This is a genomic window from Achromobacter sp. FW305-C-30-7, from assembly GCF_058783105.1.
Window position 1 is genome coordinate 210,163 of record NZ_JBYSYI010000004.1, and the last position, 16,890, is coordinate 227,052.

A 16,890-nucleotide genomic window follows, 5' to 3' on the forward strand; every position below is an offset into this window, starting at 1 on the left:
ATGTCCATTTAGTTATTGAAAGCAGGATGCGGCGCGGTCTCGCGCGGCGGGTTGATCCAGGGCGCCCAGAGCAGCGAGAAGGCCACGCCCAGGGCCACCGCCAGTCCGAAATTGGCGATGGCGGGGGTCTGGCTGATGGCGAGCAGGCCGAAGGACAGCAAGGTGGTGGCGGCGCCCAGCAGGATGCCGACCAGGCTGGCGGCCGCGCCCGCGACTCGCTCGTACATGAAGATGGCGTAGTCCACGCCGATGGCGGAAACCAGCAACAGGCCGAACAGGCTGAACAGGGTGAGCGGCTGGCCCAGGTAGCCCAGCGCGGCCAGGCTGCATGCGGTGGCCGCCAGCGGGACGGCCAGGATGCGCCAGGCGGCGGCGCGTCCCAGGGTCAGCAGCAGCAGGGCGGCCGCGACCACGTAGGACAACAGCTTGAGTTCGGCGGCTTCGACCCGCGTCGCCGCGAACATGCGGTTCAATTCGCCGCTGCGGTCCACCAGCGTGACGTCCGGCGCGGCGCGGGCGATGGCCTCCAGCGCGGACGCGTCGCGCAGGCCCAGCAATGTCACCATGCCAGCGGCTTGCCCATCGCGCATGCCCAGCCACAGCGGTCGCCAGCGTTCCGCCAGCGGACCTTGCAGCGCTTCGTCGATTGTCTGCGGCGGCAGTGCGGCCATGGACTGGAGCTCCTGGCGCAAGGCTTCGTAGGGGATGCCGAGGTCGGTGACCGGCTTCCAGACTTCCGGTTGCGCGGCCAGCGCGGCCAGCTTCGAACCCAGCGCCTGTTGCCCGGCGGCTGGCGAGACCAGCTGGCTCAAGGCGTTGTAGGCAGCGAGATCGCCGCGTGCAACCAGGGCATCCAGCGCCTGCGACACCAGCGCCTGCCTGCGCAGCAGTTCGTCGGCATCGGGCGCGCGCACCAGGAAGAATTGGCTGGTCGGCATGAAACCGGTGATTTCGCCGATCTGGCGGGCCTGTTGCAGCAAGGGCGCGGGCAGGCTCAGCCACTGCCGCAGATCGTCCTGGATGCTCAGCCGGCCGATGCCGCCGGCGGTGGCGGCGAACAAGGCCAGGGCGCCCAGCCAGAGCATGGCGCGGCGTCCGGCCACACGTGCGCGCGCGCGCAGCGCGGCCTCGGCAAAGCGCAGCAGCGGCTGCCAGGGGCGGGGCCGCCAGCCGTCCATCCAGGCCGGCAACTGGCACACGGTGCAGGCGTACGCGCCCAACAGGCCGGCGGCCGAGAACACCGCGGTCTGCGTCAGCGCCGGAAACGGGGTGAACGCCAGCGCGACGTAGCCGACCAGGCTGGCGGCCAAGCTGATGGTGAGCCCGGGCAGGACGCGCCGCAGCGCGGGCCAGGCCTGCCAGTCGGCCATGCCGTAGCTCTTGCCCAGCCAGTGCATGGGGAAATCCACCGCGACGCCGATCAGGCTGGCGCCGATCACCAGGGTCAGGACGTGGATGGAGCCGAACACGGCCACGCAGGCCACCGCGCCCGTCAACAGTCCGACGGCGACCGGCACGAAGGCCAGCAGCGCGCGCACGCGCCGCAGCGCCAAAAGCAGGACCAGCACGATGCCGATGGTGGCCACGGTGCCGATCCAGCTGCTCTCTGCGACCGCTTGCGCCCGGCCCGCGGCCGCGTACAAGGGGCCGCCCGCTACCAGCAGTTCGGCGCCGGCCGCGCTCAGGGCCTGGCGGTCCAGTTCGAGTTGAGCGGCGATCTGCTGGGGGGCAGCGGCGTCGAAGGCGTCGCCGCGGGTTTCGGCGCGCACCAGCACCCAACGCCTGCCGCCGTGCTCGGCCTGCAGGGTGCCTGTGCCCATGTCGTACTGCACGGCGCCGCCGGGGCGCAGCGCCTGCTCGGCGCGGCGCGTGAGGCCCAGCCAGTCCTGGTCCACCGGCACCAGTCCGGAGGACGAAAACGGGTCCGACAGTTCGCGCGCGCGGCGCTGGGCGTAGGCGGCGGGGTCGGTCTCAAGCTGGCGCCGGTCCGCTGCGGGCAGCATGGCCAGGCGGCCCGATAGCAATTGCGCGCGCAGCGCGGCCACGTCGACCTGCAGTTCCACCTGCACGGAGGAGTACAGGCCGCTGTCCGTCCAACGCTGCGCCAGCAGGCGCGCGGGCGTGGCGGAGTCCGCGCCGGAAGTCGCGGCGACCAGCGCGATGAGCTGGCGCGACAAGGGCTCCTGGATGCGGGCCTCGGCCAGCTGGCGCGTGGCGTCGGCGCCGGCTTGCGGCACCAGTTCCATCAGGTTGGCCGACACCGGCCAGCCGTGGCGGCTTTGCCACGCGCCGGCGCAGAGGATCAGCAGCAGCCCCAGCTTGAACAGCCGCGGCAGCCAGCGCTCAATCGGCGAACGCACGTTGCTCCTCGGCGCTCAGGACCTGCGCGGCTTGCGCATCCTTCATCTGCAGCACGCTGCGGTCGCCCTGCGTCTCGCGCAGTTCGATGCGGTCTACCAGCGCGCCGCCGTTGATCTGGATGTTGTCGAAGATCTGGCGCAGCAGGACCGAGCGCGGCGTCAACAGCAGTTGCCATGCGTCCGCCTGGCCGGTGAGCGTCAGGTCGAAGTTCTCGCGCAGGCCGGCGGTGTCCCCCGCCAGCACCGACAGGAACAGCCGGTTCTCGCGGCCGGCGCCGGAATGCTGCGGCAGGGCCTGCCATTTGCCGGCTTCGTCGCGCCGGAAGATGCCGTTGGCGTTGATGCGCAAGTCCTGTGCGATCGGCGTGCGCAGCAGCCATAGCAGGCCCTTGCCCGCCGCCAGCGTGAAGTCGCCGCGGCTGGTCAGCGGTTGCGGCAGCGAGCGCAGGAACTTCTGCTGCACGAAGTGGCCGCGCACCACGGGCGTGGCGCTCAACTGCCGCTGCAGATCGGCCAGGTCGAAGGCCCGGGCGGCAAAGGGCAGCAGCGCCAGGGCCAGCAGGGCGCACAGGCGGCGCGCGAAAACCAGGCAGCGCTTCATGCGGGCGTCTCCATCGATTGCAGCTTGCGCTTCACGGCGTCGACCAGCGCGGCGGGCGAGGCCAGCTGCATTTCGCGGGTCTGGATGCAGACCGCCACCTGTTCGGAGGTGGCGCGCGTCAGGCGCTGGCCGCTGGCGGCGTCCAGGATCAGATAGTTGATCTTCAGGCGGTGTTCCCATTCCACCAGTTCGGCGCGCACCCGCAGGCGCTGGCCGAACTGCGCGGGTTGCGCATAGCGCAGATGCAGGTCGATCACCGGCCAGGCGTAGCCGCTGGCGCGCATGGCGTCGTAGTTGTGTCCCAACTGGTCCAGCAGTTCGCAGCGGGCCTGTTCCAGGTACTTCACATAGTGGCCGTGCCAGACGACGTGGAGCGAATCGACGTCGAAGAAGGGCACGCGGATTTCGACTTCAGCGCCGATGGCGCCTCGTTTACGCATCGTCTTTCCAGAAGGGATAAAAGTTGAACCATTGCAGCGGCGCCTGGCGGCAGTGCGCGGCAAGCCGGCAGGCATAGCGCTGGGCCACTTCGGCGATCCGGGCCTGGCGCGTGGCGCGCGTCCATTCGATGCCGTCGGACAGGCGTTCCATCGCCACGCGGTAGCGCGCGCCGTGGCGCGTGCAGAACAGCAGATTGACCGGGCAGCGCAGCAGCCCGGCCAGCAGCCAGGGGCCTTGCGGGAGCAGGGCGGTGGCGCCCAGGAAATCAACGGGCGTGCAGCGGTCGCCTTGCAGCGGCACGCGGTCGCCGGCAATGGCCAGCCATTCGCCGCGGTCCAGGCGCTGTGCCAGATCCAGCATGGCGGGAGCATCCAGCTCGCTGACCTGGATCATGCGCAGCCCGCCGCCTGCGTCATGCAGCAGGCGGCTGAAATGGGCCGCGTGCTTGTCATGGACCAGCACGTTGAGATGCAAGGTGCCGCTTTGTTCCGCCAGCGCGCGGCAGACCTCGATGTTGCCCAGGTGCGAGCCGACCAGGATCTGGCCGCGGTTCCTGCCCATCTGCGCGTGCAGGCCGTCGGGGTCGGAGATGTCCAGGTTGGCCATGGTGATCTTGCCCTGCCAGACGTCCAGCTTGTCCAGGATGGCGTTGGCGAACGCGAGGTACTGGCGATAGACGGGCATGCGGCGCGGCAGCGGCTCGGCCAGCTCCCCGGATTGCGCCAGCCGGCGCTGGTAGGCCGCGATCGAGCGCCGGGCGCGGCCGCCGGAGACATAGAAATACAGCACGACCATCCAGACCACGGGCGCGACCAGTCTGCGTCCCAAAGTGCGTGCCGCCCAGGCGGTCAGGCGCATCAGCGCGGCGCTGCCGCGTTCGGGCTGGCCGGCCCAATGCTGGTCGGCGGCGCTCATGGCTGCGGGCCTCCCGCAAGCCGCCGCCACAGCAGGGCCGGCGAGCGCGCCAGCATGCCAAAGAAGAGGCGCGCATGCATGCGGCTGATCAGCAGGTTGTCGCGCAGGCCCTTGAAGTGCGAGATGCCGCCTTCCGGATAGGCCACGCGCGTCGGCAGCCACACCATCGCCACGCCGCGCCAATGCAGTCGCACCAGGACGGCGATGTCGAAGTCCATGCGCCGGCCCACTTGTGCGCCGTCGATCACCGGCAGCACCCGGGCCAGCGGGTAGACGCGAAAGCCGCACATGGCGTCGGGGATGTCGAGCGAAAGCGTATTGATCCAGACCCACACGCGCGTCAGCCATCGGCCGTAGAGGCGGCTGCGCGGCACGTCGTCGCCATAGACCGGCGCGCCGCAGATGAGGGCGCGGGGCTGGGCGCGGGAGGCTGCCGCGAAGGCGGCCGCGTCCGCCAGGGCGTGCTGGCCGTCGGCGTCCACCTGCAAGACATGGGTATAGCCCAGCGCGGCCGCCGCGCGCAGTCCGTCCTGCACCGCCGCGCCCTTGCCGCCGTTGACCGCGCGCCGCAGCAGATGCGTATGCGGTTGGGCCGCCAGCGCATCCAGCGTGGCCGCGCAAGCCGGCGCGGAGCCGTCGTCCACCAGCACGCAGGGCAGGCCCTGCGCGGCGAGTTGCGCGTGCACCGCGGTTACCGTGGCGCCGTGGTTGTACACGGGAATGAGCGCGCACAGCTTATGCGGGGTCATGGCTGCCCGCCTGCAGAATGCGGCCGGAAGAGCAGGGCGCGTCGTTGAGCGTGAAGGCGAAATACAGCTTCTGCTTCGAGGCGTCCCATTTCAGCGCCAGCACCGCCACGTCGCCCGGGCGCAGCAGCCGTTGGAATTTCAGGGCTTCCATGCCCGCGAAGCGCAACTCGGGATGGAGGTCGCGTTGCGCCAGTGACATGGCCCAGCCGATCTGGACAACCCCGGGCACCACGGGGGCGGTGGGGAAATGGCCGCTGAAATGGGCCAGGTCGCAGGGGATTTCCAGCGTGTAGCGGCGTTCGTGGTCCGCCGGGGGCGGCAGCGCCACCGCTACGGGCGCGAGCGGCCTGGGGCCGGCTGCCGCCTCGAATACGCTGCGCGGCAGCTTGCCCTGGGCGTTGGCGGGCAGCTGTGCAAAGAAGCGCCAAGTGCGCGGGATGGCCAGCGATTCGAAGCCTGCGCTCAGGTGCGCGCGCAAGGCGTCCACCACCGCCTTGCGGCCCTGGTTGCGCAAGGCATGCAGGCCGCCGGCCGACAGGGCCACCAGGGCCGCCAGGCGCGCGGCCCCGGCCAGTGCGCCCAGGCGCGCCTCCGCCACATAGGGATGGCGCGTCAGCGCTTGCTCCAGCATGGGCAGGGAAATGCGTTTTTCCTCGATCTTCACGATGCGGTCGAGGCGCCCAAGCAGGCGGAAGCCGCCATCGGCGAGTTCCGCGCCATCGGCGGTCTGCGCCTCGGCCGGGTTGACCCAGGGCGATTGCACGCGCAGCGCGCCTTCGTCGTTGAGATCCACGGCCACGCCAGGCAGCGGCCGCCAGGAGCTGTTGCCTTCGCGCCAGGCGACGGCCCCGGTTTCGGAGCTGCCGTAGATCTCGCTGGGGCGCAGGCCCAGATGCTGCGCGATATGGTCGGAGGCCTCGGCGGGCAGTTCGCCGCCGGAGGAGTGGATGCGGGTCAGCCGGCCGCGCAGCCGGGCCCAGTCCAGCCGTTGCCCCAGGCGGCGCAGCAGCGCGGGGCTGGCGATCCAGGTGCAGGCTGGATGGCGCAGGCTGGCCTGCTGCAGCTCTTCGGGATAGAGACGTTGCAGCCGGTCCAGCTGGCGTCCTGCGCACAACGGCCACAGCACTCTGAAGGGCAGGCCGTACATGTGCTGCGCCGATACGCTGCCCAGCACGGGACCGTGCGCATCGGGCCATTGCTGCTGCAGCGCACGGACTTCTTCCATCAATTGCCGCCAGTGCTTGGCGATATGCTTGGGCGTGCCGCTGGAGCCGGAGGTGCACAGCACCAGCGTCAGCGCCGGGTCCAGCGCGGCGGGCGCCAGCGGCGCGCCGTCTTGCAGGTCGGCCAGGCGGCATAGCCGTTGCGCCGGCAGCGGCAGTTCTGCGTCGCTCAGCCAGGCGTCCACCGTGGCGTCGAGCGTGGCGCAGGTCTGCGCCTGGGCGTCGCCCGGCAGGATGGCGACCACGCCGGCGCGCCAGCAGGCGAATAGCGCGATGGCCATCTGGGCCGCGTCTTCGAACCAGAGCGCGACGCGCCGCAGCGACCGCGCCTGCAAGGCGCCGGCGGCCTGCAGGCTGGCGCGCGCGAATGCCTCGCGCGTCAGGGGCGGCTCATCGGCGACCAGGGCGCCGGCCAGGTCGGGCGGGACGGGCAGCAGCAACTGCGCGAGATCGGTCCAGGCCATGCTTTACGCCGCCTTGGCGGCCGCCGGGCGCAGCAGCCATTCGCCCGCCATCAGCAAGCCCATGAGCACATAGCTCACGGCGCCGTTGTAGGCGGTCCACCAGCTCCAGGGCCCCCAGGCCGCCAGCGCCGCGGCCACGCTGCCGTTCAGGACAAAGAAGGCGCACCACACGCGGGTGACGTTGCGGGTGTAGCGCACGCCCTCGGGCGGCAGGTCGGGGTGGCGCAGCCGGGCCAATTGTTCGATCACGGGGCGCCCGCGTTGCAGGCTGGCGCCGAAGATCGCCAGCATCATGCCGTTGACCAGTACGGGATACCAGCGCAGCGAGGCTTGCGAATTCGAGATGGCCAGGATCAGGCAGAACGCCACCGCCACGGCGGGCAGCAGGCGCGCGCCCGGCCGGGCGGCATCCGCGGTCAGGCCGCGGGCCAGCCACAGCAGCGCCAGCGGCAGGGCCAGCCACGCGGCGCTCACCCGTCCCAGCGCCGCATGGACGGCGAAGGGATAGGCGATGCCGGCCACGGCCAGGGCTGCCGCCACGCCGCGTTTCATGCGGCGGGATCCTGCTTCTGGCACATGGCTTGCACCACGTCTTCGACGGTGCGCACCGTGCGGAAGTCATTGGCGTCGAGCTTGCGGCCAGTCTGGCGGCGTACGTGGTCGATGAGGTCGATGGCGTCGATGCTGTCGATCTCCAGATCCGTGTACAGGTTCGCCTCGGGCGTGATGCGTTCCGGTTCGATCTCGAACAGTTCGACCAGCGCGCCGCGCAGCGTATTGAAGATTTCGTCGCGGGTATGCATCCTGGACTCCGTATCCATTAGGCGCGGCGTTGCGCGCTGACAAACTCGGCCAGCTTGGCGATGCTGGCGAAATGCTCGCGCATGTTGCGCGTTTCGGGATCGATGGTGATGCCGTAGCGCTTCTGCAGCGCAAGGCCCAGCTCCAGGGCGTCCACCGAATCCAGCCCGAGCCCGTCGCCGAACAGGTGGGCGTCGCTGTCGATATCGTCGGGCGCGATGTCTTCCAGGCCCAGCGATTCGATGACGAGGGTCTTCAGTTCAAATTCCAGTTGGTTCATCCGGCTAGGACTCCACTTCCACCGCCTGGGGCGGTTGTTCGTTCATGAGTGCGCCGGCGGGCGCGGCATGCGCCAGCTCGGCTTCGAAATAGGCGTGCAGGTAATCATTCATCTTGCGCCCTGCGATCGGCAGCGGATGCGCGCCGCTCCAGGTGGCGGGGTCGATGTCCTCTCCCACGCGGATCACGTAGCGCATGCGGCAGGGCGGGATCCGATACCAGGGTTCGCCCTTGGTCAGGCTGCGGGGATTCATGCTGATGACCACGGGCGTCACCACGCGCGCGCCGCGCAGCGCGATGGCGCAGGCGCCGCGATGGAAGCGCGGCATGGCGTCGCGCGGCGTGCGCGTGCCTTCGGGAAAGACAATCAGGGTTTCGCCTGCGCGCAGCGCGTCTGCCGCGCGGTCGAACATGTCGAAGCTTTCGTCATTGGTGATGTACCCGGCATTGGCCACCGGGCCGCGGGTGAACGGATTGGTCGCCAGGCCGTGCTTGACGATGCAGTTGGCGTTCTTGACGTGGCCGACCAGGAACACCACGTCCAGCAGCGAAGGGTGGTTGGCCAGGATCATCTGGCCGGGCTGGCCGAGGCGTTCGGCGCCCTTGAATTCCACGGTCAGGATGCCAGTGCGGACCATGAAGCGGATGAACATGCGGAAGGTGCGGTTCAGCGCGCCGCGCGCTCGGCGTTGGCGGTCCGCCTTGTCGCCGGGCAGCAGACGCTGCGGCGGGAACACCAGCACGCGCAACAGCACGCCGCCGATCCCGAAGAGAGTGAAGGCCATGCCTGTGGCGAACAGGCGCCAGAGCCAGAAGTCCTGCCGGGCAGGCGTGGCGCTCGTCATGCAGTGCGTGTCCAGGTCCATAGTCGGGAGCGGTTGGCGTGTCGCCAGTCGGGCGTGCGCAGCAAGAGGTGGCGCAGCAGGTTCAGGGGATTGGGCCAGGCCTGCGCCGCGTCGGCGGCAACCGGGGTTTGCGGGGCCAGGGTCAGCGTCCAGTCCGCGCCGGGGCGCAGGTGCAAGGCGAGCGCATAAGAGTAAGGCGCGTCATCCACCCAGGAGGTGTAAGGCGCGGGCGGACGTTCCTCGGCCAACACCACAAGCACGTCCTGGTGGCCTGCATCGAACAGCATGGACGCTTCGATGAAGGCATGTTCCAGGCCATCGTCTTCCGCCGACAAGGCCACGGATTCGGTGGTTTCGCGGCGTATGATCGACCACTGCGCGGCGATGGCGTTGTGCACGGACAGGCCGAAGGCCGTGGGCGACAAAGGTTCGTCCGCCGCCAGCGCCTGCAGCAGGCCGAAGTTGCGCGTGGTTTCGCCATGGCGGGAGGCAAACACCAGCGGCATGGCGGGCCGCCCCTCGGCTATCGGCCACGCGCAGTCGAACACGCCGCGAGCCAGAGGGCTCAAGCGGCGGCGTTGCAAGGGGGGCAGGAAGTCCAGGCGAGGCGGGTTCTGATTTCCGATCGGGCAGAACGGATGTTCGGCCCATTCCAACCAGTCGCTGGGGCTATCGATTCCTTGCGCCCAACCCTGCCATTGCGCGATCGAAAACGTCAACATAGCGCGCGATTCTACTATGGCGATGTCAGGCCATTTTGATTTAAAACGTTACATAATACACAATATTTCCCGTATTTCTTACACTCCAGCTTGCTATTTGTTACTTACTCCCGTGAACGTTCAGGAACTTTTCATCTGGTGGGCAGACCAAGGCGCCGCCGCCAGCTACCGCAGCCAGGAGCTGTCGGCCGAGGATGCGGTGCGCGCCCCGGCGCTGCGCAGTTCGAAGGCGCAGAGCGATTGGCGGGTCAGCAGGGCGTTGCTGCAAAGCGTCAGGCAGGCCGCTCCGGACGCGGCCACCTCGCTCAGCCATAGCGGCGGCCATGCGGTCTGCGCGGCGGCGCCCCGGGGATGGGCGCTAGGCGCCGACCTGGAGCGCATCCGGCCGCGCGCGGTGTTGCGCCTGGCCGAATGGGTTTGCACACCCGTCGAACGCGAGGCGCTGGCCGGCCTGCAGGGCGCGGCGCAGCTAGAGCGCTTCTATCTCTTGTGGACTCTGAAGGAAGCCTTCATCAAGGCGGCCGGCCTGGATTTCCCTGCGGACATGGCGTCGGTGGGCCTGGCGCCCGATGACAAGACGGGATGGCGCCTGCGCGCGCCGCCTGGACGGTGGCGCGCTTGTTCCTATCGCCTGGGGGATGACTGGATCGCGTCCGCGGTATGGCGCGCCCAGGCTGACAGCGCATTACGTCCCCAATGGCGGGCCGAAGCGGCTTGCGTGTTACCAACGCTTGCCATCCTGGGCGAGTGGGGCGCCGGACAGGAATGAACTCAGCGGCGTTTTTCTGCGGGCATTTAAAGATGTATTATAAATACATATTTAATGGCGATTCCGATCGCGCCACAAAGGAGCAGTAGATGTTGAGCCCCCAAATCCGCGCCCTGGTCAAAGGCACGGCCCCCGTTCTCAAGACGCACGGCGTCGCGCTGACCAAGCATTTCTATGCCCGCATGTTCAAGCACAACCCCGAGCTCAAGCAGGTCTTCAACCAGGCCCATCAGGCGGGCGGCGAGCAGCAGCACGCGCTGGCCGGCGCGGTCACGGCCTATGCCGAGCACATCGACGATCCCTCGGTGCTGATGCCCGTGGTGACGCGCATCGTGCACAAGCACGTCAGCCTGGGCATACGGCCCGAGCATTACCAGATCGTGGGCAAGCATCTGCTGGCCTCGATCAGCGAAGTGCTGGGCGAGGCGGCCACGGACGAACTGATCGCTGCCTGGGCCGCGGCCTACGGCCAACTGGCCGACCTGCTGATCGCCGAAGAGGCGCGCCTGTACGCGGAATCGGCCGCCAAGCCGGGCGGGTGGACGGGCTGGCGCGCCTTCCGCGTGGTGGGCAAGCAGCGCGAAAGCGCCGAGATCACGTCTTTCTACCTGGCGCCGGCCGATGGCGGCGAGGTGCCGGCCTACCGTCCCGGCCAGTACGTGTCGGTGCGCGTGTTCGTGCCCGAGCTGGGCCTGATGCAGCCGCGCCAGTACAGCCTGTCCGACGCGCCGGGGCAGGACCGCCTGCGCATCTCGGTCAAGCGCGAAGCGGGCGGTGCCGATACGCCGGCCGGCCGCGTGTCCAACGCCCTGCATGACCGCCTGGAAGAGGGCGGGGTGCTGGACGTGGCGCCGCCCCAGGGCGATTTCTATTTGCGCGAGGAAGGCAATGCGCCGGTGGTGTTGCTGAGCGGCGGCGTGGGCTTGACGCCCATGGTTTCCATCCTGAACCATCTGGTGGGCCTGAACGACGAACGCCAGATCCGCTTTGTGCACGGCTGCCGCAACCACTCGGTCCACGCCTTGCGCGACCACGTCAACGACATCGCCGCCGAACGCGCCAATGTGCGCAAGGCGGTGTTCTATGAGGAAGTCGGCCACGGCGACCAGCCTGGGCGCGATTACGACTACGCCGGCCGGGTGGACCTGAACGCTATCCGCGACGAGGTCATCGTGCCCGGCGCGGACTACTACCTGTGTGGCCCGGCGGCCTTCATGCGCGCGCAGCGCGAGGCCCTGACCGGCCTGGGCGTGCCGGCAGACCGCATCCACGCCGAAGCCTTCGGCACCGGCGGTGCGCCCGCCTGAGCGGTGTATTCTGGCGGCCTGAGCTCTCGGGCCGCCAGCGCCCATCCCTTTCCTCCCAGCCATGCAACTGACCCGATTCACCGATTTCGGCCTGCGCGTCCTGATGTACCTGACGCAATGCCGCGACCGGCCCGCCGCCGTCACCATCCCGGAGATCGCCGACCGCTTCAGCGTGTCGCGCAATCATCTGGTGAAGGTGGCGCACTTCATGGCGCAGCAAGGGTGGGTCAGCACCTCGCGCGGCAAGGGCGGCGGGTTGCGGCTGTCGAGGTCCGCCGGCGATTACCGGCTGGGCGATCTGATCCGGCAGCTGGAGCAGCAGGGGCCGCTGATCGACTGCCGCGAGCCTCCCTGTGCGCTGGACGGCTCATGCCGCTTGTCCGGCGTGCTGGCGCAGACCCTGCAGGCCTTCTACGAGGCGCTCAACGGCTACACCCTGGCCGACCTGGTGCGCGACCCCACGGCCGCGGCCATCATCAAGCTGCACCGCGCCGCCTGAGGCGGGGGCATGATGTTTTGTTATGGACCCTGCGGAGTTTGGCATTTGCCGGACGGGCGCGGCGCATCCCAGAATAGAGCGTTTCCCCTGTCTTTCTGGATCTATGAGTATGCGGGTTTGCGTAATCGGCGCTGGCGTCGTGGGTGTCGCGTCGGCCTATTTCCTGGCGCGCCAGGGCCATGACGTGGTGCTGGTGGACAGCCAGGCGCGTCCGGCCGAGGTCTCCAGCTACGCCAATGGCGGCCAGCTCAGCTATAGCTATGTGGCGCCTTTGGCCGGTCCGGGCGTGCTGCCCAGCGTGCCGGGCTGGCTGCTGCGCGAGGATTCCCCGTTGCGTTTCCGGCCCAGGCTGGATCCCCATCAATGGCGCTGGTGCCTGCAGTTCGCGCTGGCGTGCCGGGCCTCGGTGGCCAAGGCTTCCACGGCCCAACTGGCGAGCCTGTCCTATCTCAGCCGTGACGTGATGCATTCCCTGCTGGAGCAGGAAGACCTGGCGTTCGGCCATCTGAAGAACGGCAAGCTGATTGCCTACCGCAGCGCGGCCTTGCTGGACAAGGCGCGCGAACTGGTGGCCTATCAGGCCGCCCACGGCGCCGACCAGCAGGTGCTGGACGCGGCGCAGACCCTGGCCCTGGAGCCGGCGCTGGCCGGCATGGGCGGCAGCCTGGCGGGCGCCATCTATACCCCCAGCGAAGAGGCGGGCGACTGCCGCCAGTTCACCGAAGCGCTGTTCGACCGCCTGCAGTCCATGGCCAATGTGCAATGCGCCATGTCCAATCCGGTGTCGGGACTGCAGCGCGAGGGCCGCCGCATCGTGGCGGTGAACACGCGCGACGGCGACATCGGCGCCGATGCCATCGTGCTGGCCACCGGCGTCGGCACGCGCGCGCTGCTCAAGCCCCTGGGCCACGACGTGCCGCTGTATCCGCTGAAGGGCTACAGCCTGAGCGTGCCGCTGGATGAGGACGACGAGTCGGTGGCGCCGCGCATCAGCGTGACCGACTATGAGCGGCGCATCGTCTACGCCCGCGTGGGCGGCGTGCTGCGGATCGCGGCCATGGTCGACATCGGCAGCGCCGACGCCGGCATCGACACGGCGCGCATCGGGCTGCTCAAGCGCCAGGTGCACGAGGCTTTCCCGGCGCTGGACCTGCGCCAAGCCGAGCCCTGGGCAGGGCTGCGTCCGGCCACCCCTACCGGCAAGCCGCTGATCGGGCGCAGCCCTGCGGCCGACAACCTGTGGCTCAACATCGGGCAGGGTGCGCTGGGCTTTACCCTGGCCTGCGGCAGCGCCGCGCTGTTGACGGCCCAGATGGGCGGGCTGGAGCTGCCGCTGGATCCCGCGCCATTCCGTCCCTGACACGGGCAATGTCCGTTTTGCGATAGCCGCTGCCTTTTCATCGGCAGACGGACCGGATCGCGCTCAATAGGATAGCGATACTCCGCCGCTTGCGCAGCCTCCAGGGGCGCCGCAAGCGGCCGGAGACCATCCCTTATCCTCCGAGCGCAACCATCATGTCCTACCTGTTTCCGTTGTTCGCCATTCTGTTCTGGGCGGGCAACGTCATTGTCTCCAAGATGGCCGCCAGCGCCATCTCGCCCACCGCCATTACCTTCTACCGGCTGGTGCTGGCCCTGTTCCTGATGGGCCTGTTCACCGCCGGCCCGGCCTGGCGCAACCGCAAGACCATCCTGCGCCACTGGCCCAAGCTGGCGCTGTACGGCGCCCTGTCTTCGGCGCTGTTCCAGGCGCTGTCCTACCGCGCCGCCGAAACCACCACCGCCACCAACATGGCGATCCTGACGGCGCTGATCCCCTTGCTGAGCATGCTGCTCAGCGTGGTGATCCTGCGCGATCCGCTGACCCTGGGCATGGCGGCCGGCGGCGCGCTGTCGTTCCTGGGCCTGCTGTACCTGGTGGGGCAGGGCGACATGCTGAGCGTGTTCCAGCACGGCATCCACGTCGGCGACGGCCTGATGCTGCTGGCGGCTTTGTCCTATGCGCTGTACGGCGTGCTGCTGCGCCATTGGAAGGTGCCGCTGCCGGCCTGGCAATCCACTTTCGTGCAATCGATCTTCGCGCTGCTCTATATGCTGCCGCTGTATCTGCGCGTGCCGGCGGCGCAGGCTGCGCTGGACATGAACACGATTCCGCTGATCCTGTACGCCGGCATCTTCTCGTCGGTGCTGCTGTCCTATCTGTGGATCGAAGGGGTGCATCGCCTGGGGCCCAACCGCTGCAGCATCTTTATCAACCTGTTGCCGCTGTTCACCGCGCTGGCCGCCTTCGTCCTGTTGCGCGAGCAATTGCACCTGTACCACCTGCTGGGCGGCGCGGTGACGCTGGCCGGCGTGCTGCTGGCGCAGACGGTGCAGCGTCCGCTGTTCGGCCGCGCCCGCGCGCTGGCGCTGGACTAGGAACTTTTCACTGGCGTTCAAGACGCACACCCGCCGTCCCGGCACAGTGGCTCTCTTTGCAGGGAGAGAGCCCATGAGCATGTTCCAGAGAACCGCCATCGCGCTGGCGCGCAGCCCGGGCGTGGGGCGGGCGATGCGGGCCATGGCGGCCCGCACGTCGCTGGCGGCCCGTTTCGTCGGCGGCGCCGACGTGGACGCCGCGGTCCGCACGGCCGCCAGGCTGCGCGAGGCGCACGGGATTCGCGCATCGCTCTTCTACCTGGGCGAATACGTCGACGATCCCGACTCCATCGAGCACAACGTGGCGCAGGCCGTGGGTGCCTGCCGGGCGCTGGCGCATGCCGGGCTGGACGTGCACGTATCCGTCGATCCCACGGCCATCGGCTATATGCGCGACGATGCGCTGGGCCGGGACAATGCCCGGCGCATCGGCCTGGCGGCGCGCCGCGGGGTCGGCCTGGGGCGCGACTGGATGGTGTTGGACATGGAGGATTCCTCCATCTGCGACCGCACCTGCGCCTTGCATCGCGAATTGCTGGCGGCCGGCATCCCGGCAGGCCTGACCCTGCAGGCGCAGCGGCGGCGCACGCCGCTGGACCTGGTCTGGGCGATCCGCCAGCGTACCTCGCTGCGGCTGGTCAAGGGCGCGTTTCCGGAGCGCGAACTGGACCACGCCGGCCGCGCGCGCATCGACCAGGCCTACCTGGACGCAGCCACCATCATGCTGTCGCGCGAGGCGCTGGAGTCGGGTTTCCAACCGGTCTTCGGCACGCATGACGACCGCCTGGCTGGCGCCATCATGGAACTGGCGCGGGAACGCGGCTGGCCGCCAGATGCCTTCGAATTCGAAATGCTCTACGGCGTGCGTCCGGACTGGCAACTCGCGCTGCGTCGTTTGGGCTATAACGTCAGGGTCTATCTGCCCTTCGGCGGCGACTGGTGGCCTTATGCCGTGCGCCGCGTGGGAGAAAACCCGCGCAACGCGTGGCTGCTGGCCCGCACGCTGACTTCGGACCAGAGCTACTTCGGCTAGGCGACTCACGCATACGCATCTATGGCGGTTTCCCAACACATCTGGCATTGCGGCGCCGGCCTGCCCGGCGACGTGCTGATCGCGGACCTGCGCGCCTACCGCTATGCGCCGCATTTCCACGATGCCTGGTCCATCGGCGCCATCGCGCAGGGGCGCTGCGCCTTTACCGTGCATGGCGAGGCGCAGCTCGCGGGCGAGGGCGATCTGGTGGCGATCGCGCCCGGGCAGGTCCACACGGGCGGCACCTCGGACGCGCCGCTGGCGTATCGCATGGCTTATATCGATGCGGCCTGGTTCCGAAACCACGAACTCGCGCTGTTTGCCGGCGGCGCTGCGCTGCCCGGCCCCGTCATCCGCGATCCAGCGCTATGCCAGACATGGTTGGACGCGCTCACCCCCGACGCCATCGCCGACTCGGAGCGCCGCGAACGTATTTCCGCGGCCCTGTTCGGGCTGCTGGCGGCGCATGCGCAGACCGCGGCGGTTCCTGCCGACGACGCGTCCGACGTGTGCGCGCTGCTGCGCGAGCGCATGGCCTCGGACCCGGCGTGCGCGCCGGACCTGGAAGCCCTGGCGGCGGCCCAGGACCGCCACCGCACCACCCTGGTCAAACAATTCGCGCGGCGCTATGGCCTGCCGCCGCTGGCCTGGCTGCGCAATTGGCGGGTGGCGCGTGCGCGTGTCCTGCTGCGCGACGGTCTGGCGCTGGCGGATGCGGCGCAAGCCGTGGGCTTCGCCGACCAGGCCCATCTGACCCGCGTCTTCAAGCAGGTCTACGGCAGCACGCCCGGCGTGCTGCGCAGGGCGGGGGCGGCTTCCCAGACATTGCGGGCGCGCGGCGTTTCGACCCGGTAGTCCGAGTACTTGTGGGTAAAGAATGCAGCGCCCAGCTCCGCCGCCGCTTGCAGCGGCCGACGCGGGTCCGCCGCGACCTCGCCGCGCAGGTTGCCGGCGCCATGCACATAGCCGACGAAATCCGAATGGGTGTAGCGCGCGTATTCCTGGATCTGGTGCACGATGCCCAGGGCTGCGCCCGGGTAGGTTTCCTCGGACGCCACCGCCAGGCCCAGGCGCTTGCCGACCATGCGCTGCTTGACCCGTTCCGGTTCGGGGCCTTGGCCGGCGTAATGGCTGAACGAACGGTCGAAGAAAGCCTTGGTCTGCGCCGACATGCCGTACCAGTAGATCGGGGTGCAGATCAGGACGCCGTCGGCCGGCAGGAAGTGCTCCAGGAACAGCTCGGCATAGCGGTCGGCGGGCGCGGTGGCGTGCCGCAGGTCCGGCAGGAAGGACTGAATGTAGTCGTCCAGGAACAGCAGCGTGGCCGAGGTGCCCGCCGTCTCGGCGCCCTGCAGCGCGGCCGCGCCCAGGGCCGCGCTGTTGCCGTCGCGCCGCGGGCTGCCGACCAGGATCAGCAGGCGCTTGGTGGGATGATCTGAATTCATGTTTGATTCCTTGTGTGGA

Annotated in this window: 19 protein-coding genes; 7 read left to right on the forward strand and 12 right to left on the reverse strand. The window is 69.1% G+C overall.

What is annotated here, in order from left to right; translation table 11 throughout:
- Positions 1-8: 8 nt before the first annotated feature.
- The 11 genes from AC3WOB_RS14815 to AC3WOB_RS14865 are packed head-to-tail and all read right to left on the reverse strand — an operon-like array spanning position 9 to position 9,400.
- Positions 9-2,360, reverse strand: coding sequence for an MMPL family transporter (locus AC3WOB_RS14815; protein WP_013392992.1), 2,352 nt, complete (start codon positions 2,358-2,360; stop codon positions 9-11).
- Positions 2,344-2,961 carry an outer membrane lipoprotein carrier protein LolA gene (locus AC3WOB_RS14820; RefSeq protein WP_013392993.1) on the reverse strand — a complete coding sequence of 206 codons (618 nt, stop codon included), beginning with the start codon at positions 2,959-2,961 and terminating at the stop codon, positions 2,344-2,346. Before AC3WOB_RS14820 ends, AC3WOB_RS14815 begins: the two co-directional genes overlap by 17 nt.
- On the reverse strand, positions 2,958-3,401 hold the full coding sequence (locus AC3WOB_RS14825) for an acyl-CoA thioesterase (protein ID WP_013392994.1): 444 nt from the start codon (positions 3,399-3,401) through the stop codon (positions 2,958-2,960). Before AC3WOB_RS14825 ends, AC3WOB_RS14820 begins: the two co-directional genes overlap by 4 nt.
- Positions 3,394-4,317, reverse strand: coding sequence for a lysophospholipid acyltransferase family protein (locus AC3WOB_RS14830; protein ID WP_013392995.1), 924 nt, complete (start codon positions 4,315-4,317; stop codon positions 3,394-3,396). Before AC3WOB_RS14830 ends, AC3WOB_RS14825 begins: the two co-directional genes overlap by 8 nt.
- A complete protein-coding gene (locus AC3WOB_RS14835; RefSeq protein ID WP_013392996.1) occupies positions 4,314-5,066 on the reverse strand; it encodes a glycosyltransferase family 2 protein in 753 nt (250 codons plus the stop codon). The genes AC3WOB_RS14830 and AC3WOB_RS14835 overlap by 4 nt, the downstream gene beginning before the upstream one ends.
- Positions 5,053-6,753, reverse strand: a complete 1,701-nt coding sequence (locus tag AC3WOB_RS14840) for an ApeI family dehydratase (protein WP_013392997.1) — start codon at positions 6,751-6,753, stop codon at positions 5,053-5,055. Before AC3WOB_RS14840 ends, AC3WOB_RS14835 begins: the two co-directional genes overlap by 14 nt.
- 3 nt (positions 6,754-6,756) lie before the next feature.
- Positions 6,757-7,305 carry a COG4648 family protein gene (locus tag AC3WOB_RS14845; protein WP_013392998.1) on the reverse strand — a complete coding sequence of 183 codons (549 nt, stop codon included), beginning with the start codon at positions 7,303-7,305 and terminating at the stop codon, positions 6,757-6,759.
- Complete coding sequence (locus AC3WOB_RS14850) at positions 7,302-7,556, reverse strand: acyl carrier protein (RefSeq protein WP_013392999.1); 255 nt, start codon at positions 7,554-7,556, stop codon at positions 7,302-7,304. The genes AC3WOB_RS14845 and AC3WOB_RS14850 overlap by 4 nt, the downstream gene beginning before the upstream one ends.
- 17 nt (positions 7,557-7,573) lie before the next feature.
- On the reverse strand, positions 7,574-7,834 hold the full coding sequence (locus AC3WOB_RS14855; RefSeq protein ID WP_013393000.1) for a phosphopantetheine-binding protein: 261 nt from the start codon (positions 7,832-7,834) through the stop codon (positions 7,574-7,576).
- Between the two features lie 4 nt (positions 7,835-7,838).
- A complete protein-coding gene (locus AC3WOB_RS14860; RefSeq protein ID WP_148260601.1) occupies positions 7,839-8,678 on the reverse strand; it encodes a lysophospholipid acyltransferase family protein in 840 nt (279 codons plus the stop codon).
- Positions 8,675-9,400 (reverse strand): beta-ketoacyl synthase chain length factor, encoded by a 726-nt coding sequence (locus AC3WOB_RS14865; protein WP_013393002.1) that lies wholly within the window; start codon positions 9,398-9,400, stop codon positions 8,675-8,677. The genes AC3WOB_RS14860 and AC3WOB_RS14865 overlap by 4 nt, the downstream gene beginning before the upstream one ends.
- A 112-nt stretch (positions 9,401-9,512) precedes the next feature.
- On the opposite strand from AC3WOB_RS14865, the gene AC3WOB_RS14870 reads away from it, so the two are divergent.
- From AC3WOB_RS14870 to AC3WOB_RS14900, 7 genes are all read left to right on the forward strand, one after another.
- A complete protein-coding gene (locus AC3WOB_RS14870) occupies positions 9,513-10,169 on the forward strand; it encodes a 4'-phosphopantetheinyl transferase family protein (protein WP_013393003.1) in 657 nt (218 codons plus the stop codon).
- An 89-nt stretch (positions 10,170-10,258) separates the two neighbouring features.
- Positions 10,259-11,476 carry an NO-inducible flavohemoprotein gene (hmpA, locus tag AC3WOB_RS14875; RefSeq protein ID WP_013393004.1) on the forward strand — a complete coding sequence of 406 codons (1,218 nt, stop codon included), beginning with the start codon at positions 10,259-10,261 and terminating at the stop codon, positions 11,474-11,476.
- Positions 11,477-11,537: 61 nt separating this feature from the next.
- Entirely contained in the window at positions 11,538-11,975 is a 438-nt protein-coding gene (locus AC3WOB_RS14880; protein WP_013393005.1) for an Rrf2 family transcriptional regulator, read from the forward strand.
- A gap of 109 nt (positions 11,976-12,084) precedes the next feature.
- Positions 12,085-13,335 carry a D-amino acid dehydrogenase gene (locus AC3WOB_RS14885; protein WP_041653304.1) on the forward strand — a complete coding sequence of 417 codons (1,251 nt, stop codon included), beginning with the start codon at positions 12,085-12,087 and terminating at the stop codon, positions 13,333-13,335.
- Positions 13,336-13,490: 155 nt separating this feature from the next.
- On the forward strand, positions 13,491-14,393 hold the full coding sequence (locus AC3WOB_RS14890; protein ID WP_013393007.1) for a DMT family transporter: 903 nt from the start codon (positions 13,491-13,493) through the stop codon (positions 14,391-14,393).
- A gap of 73 nt (positions 14,394-14,466) precedes the next feature.
- Complete coding sequence (locus tag AC3WOB_RS14895) at positions 14,467-15,426, forward strand: proline dehydrogenase family protein (RefSeq protein WP_013393008.1); 960 nt, start codon at positions 14,467-14,469, stop codon at positions 15,424-15,426.
- A gap of 21 nt (positions 15,427-15,447) precedes the next feature.
- On the forward strand, positions 15,448-16,281 hold the full coding sequence (locus AC3WOB_RS14900) for a helix-turn-helix transcriptional regulator (RefSeq protein ID WP_013393009.1): 834 nt from the start codon (positions 15,448-15,450) through the stop codon (positions 16,279-16,281).
- On the opposite strand, the gene AC3WOB_RS14905 is transcribed toward AC3WOB_RS14900, so the two are convergent.
- Positions 16,200-16,871 (reverse strand): flavodoxin family protein, encoded by a 672-nt coding sequence (locus AC3WOB_RS14905; protein ID WP_013393010.1) that lies wholly within the window; start codon positions 16,869-16,871, stop codon positions 16,200-16,202. The two genes, AC3WOB_RS14900 and AC3WOB_RS14905, sit on opposite strands and share 82 nt — an antisense overlap.
- Positions 16,872-16,890: the final 19 nt, after the last annotated feature.